General features: G+C 57.7%; 10 protein-coding genes. 7 read left to right on the top strand and 3 right to left on the bottom strand.

The genetic code is table 11. The features are described from left to right. Positions 1–114: 114 nt before the first annotated feature. The 4 genes from HGP14_RS36610 to HGP14_RS34545 all read left to right on the top strand — a co-directional run bounded on the left by HGP14_RS36610 (position 115) and on the right by HGP14_RS34545 (position 4,513). Complete coding sequence (locus HGP14_RS36610) at positions 115–1,074, top strand: GNAT family N-acetyltransferase (RefSeq protein ID WP_312862248.1); 960 nt, start codon at positions 115–117, stop codon at positions 1,072–1,074. A 160-nt stretch (positions 1,075–1,234) separates the two neighbouring features. Next, entirely contained in the window at positions 1,235–1,882 is a 648-nt protein-coding gene (locus HGP14_RS34555; RefSeq protein ID WP_168834290.1) for a BON domain-containing protein, read from the top strand. Between the two features lie 121 nt (positions 1,883–2,003). Next, entirely contained in the window at positions 2,004–4,091 is a 2,088-nt protein-coding gene (locus tag HGP14_RS34550) for a mechanosensitive ion channel family protein (protein ID WP_168834289.1), read from the top strand. 50 nt (positions 4,092–4,141) lie between these two features. Further along, positions 4,142–4,513: a hypothetical protein gene (locus tag HGP14_RS34545; RefSeq protein WP_168834287.1), complete on the top strand. Its 372-nt coding sequence runs from the start codon at positions 4,142–4,144 to the stop codon at positions 4,511–4,513. A gap of 40 nt (positions 4,514–4,553) precedes the next feature. On the opposite strand, the gene HGP14_RS34540 is transcribed toward HGP14_RS34545, so the two are convergent. Both HGP14_RS34540 and groL read right to left on the bottom strand, forming a co-directional pair. Continuing rightward, positions 4,554–4,877, bottom strand: a complete 324-nt coding sequence (locus tag HGP14_RS34540; protein ID WP_168834286.1) for a DUF1476 domain-containing protein — start codon at positions 4,875–4,877, stop codon at positions 4,554–4,556. A 29-nt stretch (positions 4,878–4,906) separates the two neighbouring features. Continuing rightward, a complete protein-coding gene (gene groL / locus HGP14_RS34535) occupies positions 4,907–6,529 on the bottom strand; it encodes a chaperonin GroEL (RefSeq protein ID WP_168834285.1) in 1,623 nt (540 codons plus the stop codon). A 295-nt stretch (positions 6,530–6,824) separates the two neighbouring features. Between groL and HGP14_RS34530 the strand changes: the two genes are divergently transcribed. Continuing rightward, entirely contained in the window at positions 6,825–8,186 is a 1,362-nt protein-coding gene (locus HGP14_RS34530) for a trypsin-like peptidase domain-containing protein (protein WP_246704764.1), read from the top strand. A gap of 314 nt (positions 8,187–8,500) precedes the next feature. Continuing rightward, positions 8,501–8,806 (top strand): hypothetical protein, encoded by a 306-nt coding sequence (locus HGP14_RS34525; RefSeq protein ID WP_168834283.1) that lies wholly within the window; start codon positions 8,501–8,503, stop codon positions 8,804–8,806. Positions 8,807–9,223: 417 nt separating this feature from the next. Here the strand turns inward: HGP14_RS34525 and HGP14_RS34520 are convergent, their stop codons facing one another. Then, complete coding sequence (locus HGP14_RS34520; protein ID WP_168834282.1) at positions 9,224–10,054, bottom strand: universal stress protein; 831 nt, start codon at positions 10,052–10,054, stop codon at positions 9,224–9,226. A gap of 636 nt (positions 10,055–10,690) precedes the next feature. Here HGP14_RS34520 and HGP14_RS34515 point away from each other — a divergent pair. Further along, complete coding sequence (locus tag HGP14_RS34515) at positions 10,691–11,176, top strand: pyridoxamine 5'-phosphate oxidase family protein (RefSeq protein ID WP_168834281.1); 486 nt, start codon at positions 10,691–10,693, stop codon at positions 11,174–11,176. Positions 11,177–11,441: the final 265 nt, after the last annotated feature.

The following is an 11,441-nucleotide window of genomic DNA, read 5'->3' as shown; positions in this document are numbered from 1 at the left end:
GAGATTGTACAGGCTCGAGAACGAGCCGGTAGTTGCTATGGGCTCAGACCATGGATCCGATTACGAAGGAGAAATTCGATGCCACATCAATGAACCGTTGACAAAAATCCTGATGTGAAAGGATTCGTGCTCCAGCCGATGGTGACAATCAAAAACGGGCTAGAGCTGCTCGTTGGCTTTACGACGGACCCGGTGTTTGGTCCTGCCATCGTATTTGGCGCGGGCGGGGTCTCCGTTGAGGCGGTAAACGACATTGCCATTGGCCTTCCCCCCCTAGACGCCGGCTTGGCAGAGGAACTGATCGCAGGGACGCGCATCAATCGTTTGCTCAAAGGTTTCCGCCGTGTTCCTCCCGCCAACCGTGAGGCGGTCAGAGGCGTGCTCCTCTCCCTGTCGCAAATGTCGGTCGACTTCCCCTTCATCACAGCTGTAGACATCAATCCGCTTATCGCCGGTGAAACGACGGTTGTCGCCCTTGATGCAAGGATCGAGATCGATCCGGAAAAGATTTCGGAACCGGCACCAAACAGAAAGCTGGTGATCAGGCCTTATCCCACCGGCTTGACGACCGATGCCGAACTGGCAGGCAAGCATTTTACGATTCGACCCATTCTTCCTTCGGATGCGAGTCTTTACGCAACGCTACTCCAAAAGACGAGCCCGGAGGACATTCGGCTGCGATTCTTCGGGCAGACCAAACTCTCTGAAGCCGCGATCATCAGGATGACCCATCTCGACTATGAACGGGAGATGGCGTTTGTTGCAATCCTGACAGACACGGGAGAGCTCGCGGGAGTATCTCGCCTCGCGATCGACATGGATCGCGAATGGGGTGATTTCGGCCTGCTCGTGAGAAGCGATCTGCAGCGGATGGGTTTGGGAAGCACACTTCTCAAACAAATCATAGCCTATGCACGATCCGAAGAGTTGACGGAAATTCGGGGTTGCGTTTCTGCCGACAATGACAGGATGCTTAGCCTTTGCCGCAGGTTGGGTTTCGAAAGCGCTAGCGCCGAACATGATGCGCGAGTGCGACAGGTTCGACTAATCCTGAGCAACGATCGTCCGCCATGACATGAACTACTGCCGCTCCGAAACCCGCTGAAACAAGCGGAGGTTTTTTGACCTAACGCAATGACACCGTCAGCTGGGGACTCGAATATGACTTCCACGGATTTGCCGCGGGCATATTCGACCGAATTGGAGAGCTAAAATGAGCGATCGCAAAGACAAGATGAGTGACCAAAGTCTGCGCCAGGACGTTATCGACGAACTGGAATTCGAGCCAAGTTTCGATGCCGCGAATATCGGCGTAGCAGTGGAGAACGGCATTGTCACGTTGTCGGGACATGTCAGCAGCTATGCCGAGAAGATCGCAGCCGAATCGGCCGCCAAACGGGTCAAGGGTGTTCGCGCCATTGCCGAAGAAGTGGAGGTCCGTTATCCCGAGCGAAAGAGGCATGCTGATGACGAGATTGCAGCGCGCGCGCTCGACATCATTGCTTGGCATACGGCACTTCCCGATGACGCTATCGATGTGAAGGTGGAAAAGGGCAGGGTGACACTGTCCGGCGAGGTCCGCTGGCATTTCCAGAAGATGGCGGCTGAAAACGCTGTTAAAAAGCTTGGCGGTGTCACGGCCGTGACCAATCTGCTGACAATCAGACCGGTGGCGTCCGTACCTGACGTCAAGGACCGCGTCGAGGATGCCCTTCGACGCAATGCCGAGGTAGAGGCCAGCCAGATCCGGGTGAATGTCGTCGACAATAAAGTTATCCTCGAGGGCGGTGTCCGCGCTTGGAATGAGCGTGCGGTGGCGGAGCGCGCAGCGTGGTCGGTTCCGGGCGTCGTTGCCGTTGAAAATCACCTATCCATAAGCTGACACCTTGGACGTGATGTCCTTGCAAAGGGGAGGAACGCATGAGGATGATACGTGGCACGATCGGGCGTGCATGCCGACCTCCGTCGGAAGTCGCCGGCGTCAATCCAGAGAGACTCCGGTGATGCCGCCCCGCTGCCGGCAGGCAAGGGGCTGCCTAGCTGCCGTTTGGACGTGCAGCTTTTTCGTCGTCACCCTCGGGTTATTCTCCGCCTTACCGGCAGCATCATGGGCGCAGCAGAGTCCAGCAGCGCTACCGCCCGAAAAAGCGCGGCAATTTCTCGAGCTCGTCAACGATCCGCAACTCAAATCGTGGCTGGAAGCAAGGGCTGCTGCTCCAGAGGAGAAATCATCGACGTTGGCGGACGCTATCGAGAGCTGGGAGACGGCGGTTCACGACCGCCTAAATGCGCTGGTTGCCGCCCTCCCACGCATTCCGGCGGAAACGGCTAATGCGGCGGCAGTGATCACGCGCGAAGTAAATCATGGAAGACCCGGCCTTGTCGCCGGCATTCTGGCCGTATTGGCCGTCGTCGGATTCGGCGCTGAATGGTTGGTCAGGCGGGGCCTGAGGACGGCGCAAAAGACCGGTGCGCGGGGTGCCAAAGCCCGCCTGGAGGATGCCGTCGCGATCCCAACCTTCGCCCTTGCCAGCGTCGGTTCCTTCCTGGCGTTTGAATGGCCTCTCCTATTGCGTCATATTGTGCTTACAATCATGCTGGCATTCATCGCTCTGCGTATCGTGCGCGCGATATCGAAGCTCCTGTTGGCGCAGGAGGCGTTTGCCGCTTGCCCTCCGGATCAGGTCGCAGCATTGTTGCCGGAGCAGGACGCTGGATCATTCTGGTATCGCCAGATTACGGTGATCGCCGCGGTTGTCCTGTTCGGCTGGGCAGTCGTGAGCCTCATGCCCGGCCTTGGGTTCTCCTTTGACGTCGCTCGGTTGGCTGCTCTTCTCTTCGGTCAAGCCCTGCTGTGGCTTTCCGTTGCAATTGCCTGGCAACGTCCGGACAGCTCCGGCGGCGTCGCCGGCAAGTGCTTGGTCAGCCTCTTTCTCATCGCCCTCTGGCTGGCTTGGGCCGCGGGACTGCTGGAACTGCTATGGATCGGCATCTTTGCGCTGGTTCTGCCATCAGTGGTGCGCGCGGCTGGAAATCTTGCCAGAGCGCTCGCAAAGCGATGGCGCGGGGAGGGGGTATTCGGAGTCGTTGTAGATGTGCTCGCCGTCAGAGGTGCCAGAGCCGCGGTCATCGGACTGGCTGTTGCGTGGCTGGCCTACATCTGGCGTCAGAAGACCGCCTCCCTGTTCGCAAACGAATCTGGCGCGGCAATCGTCTCCGGCCTGATGAACGCAATTATCATCCTGTTGGTGGCGGATCTGCTTTGGCAATTGTCGAAGGCGCTGATCGAATACCGGATGACAGTAACCGAGGCGGGGGGCAGTTCGGACCAAGTGGCGCGTAATGCGAGAATGCGGACACTGCTGCCGATTTTCCGTAACGGTCTGGCAGTCTTCATTTGCGTGGTTACCGTGCTTACGATCCTCGCCGGCATGGGCGTGCAGATCTTGCCGCTGATCGCCGGCGCGGGGGTCGTGGGTGTCGCCATCGGTTTTGGTTCTCAGACACTGGTCAAGGATGTTTTGAGCGGCGTGCTTTATTTGGTGGACGACGCCTTCCGAGTTGGCGAGTACATCCAGGCCGGCTCATATAAAGGTACGGTGGAATCGTTCAGCCTGCGTTCGGTGCGCCTTAGGCACCATCGCGGCCCGGTGTACACGGTGCCCTTCGGGGAACTCGGCGCCATTCAGAACATGAGCCGCGACTGGTCGATCGAGAAGATGACGATCGGCGTTACCTATGATTCCAATATTGAATTGGCGCGCAAGCTCGTCAAAAAGATTGGTCAGGAGTTGGCGAAGGATCCCGAGTTTGCAGCGGATACGATTGAACCCCTCAAGATGCAGGGCATCGACTCCTTCGGAGATTTCGCCATCGTCCTTAAAATTAAAATGATGACAAAGCCAGGGACGCAATTTGTCCTCAAGCGGCGCGCCCTTATGATGATCAAAAAGGCGTTCGAGGAGAACGGCATCAAGATTGCGGTGCCGACGGTCCATGTCGACAGTAGCGCCGCGGAAACGCCCGCCGCAGCGCAGCAGATAATCAAGATGCAGCATGACTCAAAATTAGCGGCATCGCAGGTAACTTAATTCAGAGCTTGCGTAGCCTGATCCGATGACACCATAGTGGGAGCCAGCAGATGACGAGCGCAGAATTCCCCTTTGTTTTTCCCCAGTTCCATAAAGCTATGGATGGCGTGCTGGCCGAAGCGAAGATCAAGGCAGAGTTTGCCAACGCGGCGCTACGCTTTCAAATCGAGGGACTTTCCTTCCTTCAAGACCGTCTCGAAAAAGACCTCAAGTTTTTTGGAACCTTAGCTGCCGCGCCGGCGAGCAGCGACTCGTTGGACGTCTTGAATGATTTTACGGACGAGTTGATCATCGATTATGCGCGGGAGACAAGCCGATTCTTTACTGTGTTAGCCTTGGTCGCTCAAAATGCGGCGGTACTGGCGCATGGGGAGGCTGAGCGGTCGATTATCGATATTGCGGCGACCTCGGTTGCACCCTGAGGCGCAAATGACGCCTTCGCTTGAGCGCCGGGGCGTGACCCTAACGCCGACTTTCACGCTCCATTTGCTCGGCTGCCTGGTACATCAGCTCGCGCATCTTTTCACGGACGACGGCTTCGTCGGTGTCTCGACCGGCCGCAACAAAGTCTCCAAGAATCTTGTTCAGCACATTCTCGTCGCCCGGCGTCGCAAGTCCTGCTTCTAGGACCTCTATGACATAATCTTCTACGTCAGCGCGCGCAACCAACGGGGCGGCCCACTTCGCCAGAAGCCGATCCCGGCGAGCCGCCACTTTGAACGACCGTTCACGGTCAAGAATGTAACCGTCCTCAAGTGCCCTTCTTCTCTCATCCAAAGACGTCATACTATCCTCCTATCATCTATTGCCTGAGCTCACAGAGCCATCTCGGCATGAGCTGGCCTCTCTTTCGGCTCCTCGGGGATTTCTGTCATCGTCGCTTCCGTCAGAAGCAACACGCTCGCGACAGAAACGGCGTTCTCAAGCGCAACGCGAACCACCTTTGTCGGATCGACGATTCCTGCTTCGAACATGTCGACGTAGATCTTCCTGCCGGCGTCATATCCGAAGCTGCCGGTGCCTTCGGACATTTTGGCAATCACGATGCCACCGTCCGTCGATGAATTTTCCGCAATTTGCCGGATTGGAATCTCCAGGGAACGCTTGAGAATCTGTACGCCAGTCCGCTCGTCACCCTCACACTTTTCCTCTTCGGCGGCGACCGCACCCATGCAACGTAAAAGCCCGAGGCCGCCACCCGGCAGAATCCCTTCGGCAACAGCTGCCTTCGTGGCGCTGATGGCGTCATCGAGCGCTTCCTTCTTGGTCTTCATTTCCGCTTCGGTGGCAGCCCCGACCTTGATCACAGCGACGCCGCCCGAAAGCTTGGCCAGACGCTCCCGGAGCCTCTCCTTGTCATAGTCGCTGGTCGTCTGCTCGATCTCACGCCGGAGCTGTTCGAGGCGGCCGGCGATCGCTTTCTTGTCGCCGGCGCCACCAATAATGGTGGTAGTATCCTTGGTGACGACGACGCGTGCGGCGTGGCCAAGTTGCTCCAAGGTCACCGTTTCCAGTTTGATGCCGAGTTCTTCGGAAAGAACCTGTCCACCCGAAAGGATGGCGATATCCTGCAGCATCGCTTTCCTGCGGTCGCCGAAGCCTGGTGCCTTGATGGCGCAATTGTGCAGCGTTCCGCGGATCTGGTTGACGATCAAAGTCGCCAACGCTTCGCCCTCTACGTCTTCCGCTATGACGAGCAACGGCATGTTCGCCTTGGCGATACTTTCGAGCAAGGCAACACAGTCGTTCAGCGCGTTCAGCTTCCGGTCGACCAGCAGGATAGCCGCGTCCTCGAGGATGATTTCCATCCGTTCGACATCAGTGACGAAATAGGGGGACAGGAATCCACGATCGAACTGCATGCCTTCGACAACCTCGAGAACGGTTTCGGTCGACTTCGATTCCTCAACTGTGATGACGCCGTCGTCGCCGACTTTCTCCATGGCATCGCCGACCAGCGTTCCGATCTGCGGATCATTATGGGCGGATATGGTTGCAACCTGTACCTTTTCGCGCTTGTCCGTGACAGGTCGACTGTTCAGCTTGAGCTGCGCGACGGTACACGCAAGGGCACGGTCGAGTCCGCGCTTGATGTCGATCGCACTTGCGCCGGCGGTGACGTTGCGCAGGCCGTCTGAAAAGATTGCCTGGGCAAGAACCGTCGAGGTGCTCGTTCCATCTCCGACCATGTCGCCGGTCTTTTCGGCCGCCTGGCGAAGCATGCGAGCGCCGAGATTTTCTTCAGGATCCTTCAGATCAAATTCCTTGGCGATGGTTACGCCGTCATTGCAGACGACTGGTGTTCCCCATTTCTTTTCTATCAGGACGGCTTTTGACCGTGGCCCGAGCGTCACACGAATAGCGTCTGCCAGCTGGGTCGTTCCTTTCAAGATCTTCTCTCGCGCTGCGGAGCGAAACAGTACTTGTTTGTGTGTCATCATCACGTCCTCCATTTGGCCAGCTTATGGCCCGCGAAAGCAGTGCGCTTTGATCGCGGTCAAAGCTTGCATCGCCCGTTGGCATTGAGACAAATCAATGCAGAAGCCGCTTTCGCGCCTCACCATGCGACAAAGTGATGAACGAGGGGCTCTGTTTATGAAGCAATACTTCTTGCCGTTGTGCATCCGCTCGGATGCGCACTCTCAGTTCCCAGTCGGGGATACCCCGGCGCTGGCGCGCGATAACGGCGCTGTGCTCCGCTTCGGCGCGTCGACAGAAAGAAGCACACCGCCTATGCGTTGGATTCGGCGAGCGGCTGCGCTCCTCATCCTCGCTCTAACGTTGACAGCGGAAGCGTCCGCCACGGGCCAGCCGTCGCTTGCGCCAATGATCGCCAGAGTGGGCCCGAGCGTGGTGAGTGTCGCGATTCAGACGGAAGGAACTGTCGACGATGAATCGCTCCTCAACGATCCGTTCTTCCACAAATTCTTCGGATTGCCAGAAGATGCAACCCAAGTGCGACAGGCACTTCAGACAACGGGATCCGGCGTGATCGTCGATGCCTCTCAGGGGTATATACTGACAAGCTACCACGTGGTTGAAAACGCCAGCAGCATCGGCATAACGCTCGCCAACGGCGACGCTTACGCCGCGACCATCATCGGGACGGATCCTGATACCGACCTCGCTGTGCTGAAGATCAGGGCAGATGGCCTAACGTCAATTGAGATGGGCGAATCCACCGAGCTTCGCGTCGGTGATTATGTCGCCGCAATCGGGAATCCCTTCGGCCTCGGGCAGACAGTCACTCTGGGGATCGTCAGCGCGCTAGGACGTGCGGGCCTTGGCGCGGCCAACTACGAGAATTTCATCCAGACAGATGCATCCATCAATCCCGGCAATTCGGGAGGCGCGCTTGTGGACCTTGACGGTAAGCTCGTTGGCATCAACAGCGCCATAATAGGTCCATCGGGTGCCAATGTAGGGATCGGCTTTGCGATACCAATCACTATGGCCAAGGGGATCATGACCCAGCTGATCGCCCATGGAGAAATCAAGCGAGGACAACTCGGCACGATCATTCAGGATAACAACTTCGACTTAGCCGCTGCTTTGGCAGTCGATACAGCGGCTGGCGCAGTCGTGAGCGAGGTCGTGCCCGGCTCCCCAGGCGCGAAAGCTGGCATAATTCCAGGCGATGTGGTCGTCGCCGTCGATGAGGCCGCCGTCCGAAACGCAGCCGAATTAAGAAACATGATCGCATCCTATCCGCCGGAGTCGGTCGTTCGGCTCTCGATCAAGAGACCAAAGGAAAGCCTGACGATCACAGCAAAACTACGCCCGCTCGAAGCGGCGAAGGAGCCCGCACCGCCTGCGAGTGTCGAGGGTGAGGGACTTCTATCTCTCGTCACCTTGACAGCGGTCGGACCAGAATCCGATGCCTATGGAAAAACGCAAGGCGCCTTCGTTGCGGCCATGAGCGATCGCAGCAGGGCGGCGGCTGCCGGTCTCGAAGCTGGTGACGTCGTCGTCAGTGTCAACCGGAAGGACGCGACTGATCCGCAGATGGTCGTGGACTTGGCGGCCGCAAGCGAAGCGCCGCTACTTCTTGGCGTTTTCCGGGACGGCCACGTTCGCTTCCTCGTCGTGAAATGAATCCCCAGTCCCGGTGGAGCTCACGACTTGATCGCAGTTGTGCGAGCCTGGTTTTGGTCAACGTCGGCACCCGAAGCGAACTCAAGCAAACAGCTTCCCGTCGATCAACAACTGCAGCGCGAATGTCCCGGCTAAAGAAGCAGTCGCTGGCACCGGGCTGCGACAGCTTCCATTGCCTGACGGGGAAGGCTTCCGCTTTGATGTGGATCAAGGCGGATCCTTCCTCATGAGATAGGTTTTAGACAGCTTGTTTCAGCGGGCGCCCAGCGCTCTTGAGGTAAGTCTAGGGAAACTAACTACCCGGAGACTAAACAATGTCGTTGAAGCTTATCAGTGGAATGATGAAATCGTCAGGTAACGAGGCTCTGCTTATGATGGACGCCGACGGCGTCAACCAGATCGTCGTCATCAACAGGGAAGCACTTTTGGATGTCGCAGACCCGCCACGATGCGACGAGAGCCGCCTTCAGGAGAGGATCGACATTTTCAGCGAGATCGCCTCGGCGAAATATGATCGCGGCGAACTGGAGGGGGACGGCCGGATCAGGATTACCGCGGTTGACGTTACCGAATGGGCCGGAACGCATGGAGTGGACGGTCGCGATCCGACGCACCACTGACGAGCGCCTTGCATACTCTTTGGATGAACTCGCCATAGCCCTTGCCGAGAATCGGAAAGCCGGAAAGAGCTCCGAACTCCCCGTTCGCTGGTTTCGAAGACGAAGTCTAGGCGGTCCAACGGTACGCCACTCGACGCCCACGTAGAGATTTCGATTTCGAAGGCGACACTCTCCTGGGCGGCAGCCGTTCTGCAGCAGGCCAACATGCTTGGCCTCACGGCCCCATTTGCCGCCATTCCAGCGGAGCACAGTATGTCGACGAGCGACGTAACGGCCCGATCACTGCAGCAAACCGCGGCTGATCGCTCCGGGGCAGTAGTCACGATCATGATGTCGGTGCCGGCGAAATCCACGGAATAGATACTGATGCATGATTTATGCTCGGCACTTCTCGTTCCCGGTGTCGATTTCCCGGTGTCAATGCACCATCAAGACGGGAAGCTCGGCGTGGTTCAGGACCGATCTCGTTGTTCCGCCGAAGACGAACTCCCGCATGCGGGAACGGCCATAGGCTCCCATGACGATCATACCGGCACCGATATCCAGGGCGTGCTTCGGCAATATCTCGGCGACTTCTCGGCCCATGCTCGGCAGAGGGTCGACGATGACATTGACGCCGTGGCAGGCGAGGTATGTGGCGACATCAGCACCCGGCTCGTCTCCGCTCGCTCTTAGCGCGGCCACAGGGTCTATCATGGTAATATGAACCGAGTCAGCCGCCCGCATGATTTCAAGCGCCTCCCGCGCGGCATGAGCTGCCTGCGGCCGCGAGTCCCAGGCGAGCACAACGGTCTTCGGTTTTAGCGTCGGAGTACCGCCACGCGGAATGAGGAGAAGCGGATGCCCCGCATGGAAGATTGCGCCGGTGACGACCTCTGGCTTGAGATCCTCATCCTCAAATACCTCGGGCCCCACGACGACAAGATCGGTATAGAGCGAACGCTCACCGATGTCGTAACCTGCTCCGGCAACTTCGGCATACACGGTGTCCACGTCGAATGACAGCCCGGCGGCAGCGATCCGGTCACGGACTTGTCCCGCTCTCTCGGCGAGCTCCCGCTTGATGCGCTCTCGCTGTTCCAACCAAGCCGGAGCCAAAGTGGCGTAACGCCCGTTAAGCTGCGGGGGCATCGCTACTATGAAAACGGCGAGGTGCGCGCCGGCCTCCTCGCACAAATCCATTGCGACTTTAATATCAAGATCGCTTTGCGACGCTGCGATCACGTTGAGAATCGTCTTGAATGTCATCGCTTGCCTCCTTTGGATTGCTCCGCAAATTCCGAACTGACCGCTTCGCTCTTCTCCTGGATTTGCAAATAAAGGCGTGCCTTTGCGCTGGAAGGCAGCCGCGATAGAGTCGAACTCGTCCGAATTAAATCGCTCTTACGACAAATCCTCATTGATGCGCGTCAAGGCGGATCGAAATCTTGCACAGGATGAAACGTGACGGCTGTGCAAGGTCACTTGAAGTGAGAGGCTTGAGAGCTTTTCGCCTGAACACGCGACCATTCGACAGCCATGCCGTTCCACCGGCTGGAAGCAGCGGGACGGGGACTGATGGTGTAGAAGCCGCGGTGCCTCCGAATAAATACTGCTCTTCTTCAATTCATGTCATAGCTGCCCGCGAGGCTTTGGGGTCCAGGTCTCGCGAGATCATTGCCGCTCCTCGGAGCTACCTATGAACCCCAAGCGAAACACGGTTGAGATCCTTTTGGATGGCCTAGGCCACATCGTCGGAAAGCCCGGGCGATTTCCGACCGATCGCGAGGATCGGCATCGGATTCTCACTCTGGTCACATCCTGCCGCGATTGAGCTATATCAAGACACCCTTTTCTCTTTCATGACAGGATCCATTCTAGGTTCTCTCCAGGGAGGAGAAGATTATGAAAGTGAAGGACATGACGCGGCAGGAGTCCATGGAGGTGATTTCCTCGGGTCATCTTGCACATCTTGCCTGCTGTAAGGGCGATCGTCCTTATGTCGTCCCAATCTACTATGCGCTCGACGGCAATTGCCTCTACAGCTTCTCAATACCGGGCAAGAAAATCGAATGGCTGAGGGACAATCCACACGCCTGCATTCTGGTCGAGCGGTTCAGGGACGCGCAGAGCTGGAAAAGCGTGGTCATCTCGGGTCACTATCAGGAACTGCCGGATACCGGACAGTGGCATCAGGAGCGCATTCATGCGTGGTCACTTCTTGAGCGCCATGCGAACTGGTGGGAGCCGGGTGGGCTCAAGCCGGTATCGCAGCCGGCCCAAAGCTATCATGCCCACGTCTTCTATAGGATCGACATCGAAGATATCACCGGGCGGGCGGCCACGCCCGGCGAGCCCTGGGGGAGGGAAGCGAGGCAACTTCAGGACTAGCAGGATATGCTGGGCGTTATGCAGAGACTTCCACTGCTGGCAATCCTGCACGCTTCGAACCTCCCTGGATGGACTGCAGGATTCGCGATCATCCTCGGCCTGTCGGATAAGACATCTATCGCTGGTCCGAGACGGCTAACCTGATGTGGTGGACGGCCTCCGCTCCCGGCATCGCAATGTGCCAAAGTGTGGCTGTCGAAAGTCACATAAGGGAGAGCCGTCCATGGAGAAGATTACCACAATTGGTCTGGATATCGCCAAGCAT

The sequence above is a fragment of the Rhizobium sp. P32RR-XVIII genome (genome assembly GCF_012641395.1).
Taxonomy (GTDB): Bacteria; Pseudomonadota; Alphaproteobacteria; order Rhizobiales; family Rhizobiaceae; genus Rhizobium.
This window is presented reverse-complemented; position numbering and strand designations above follow the sequence as displayed.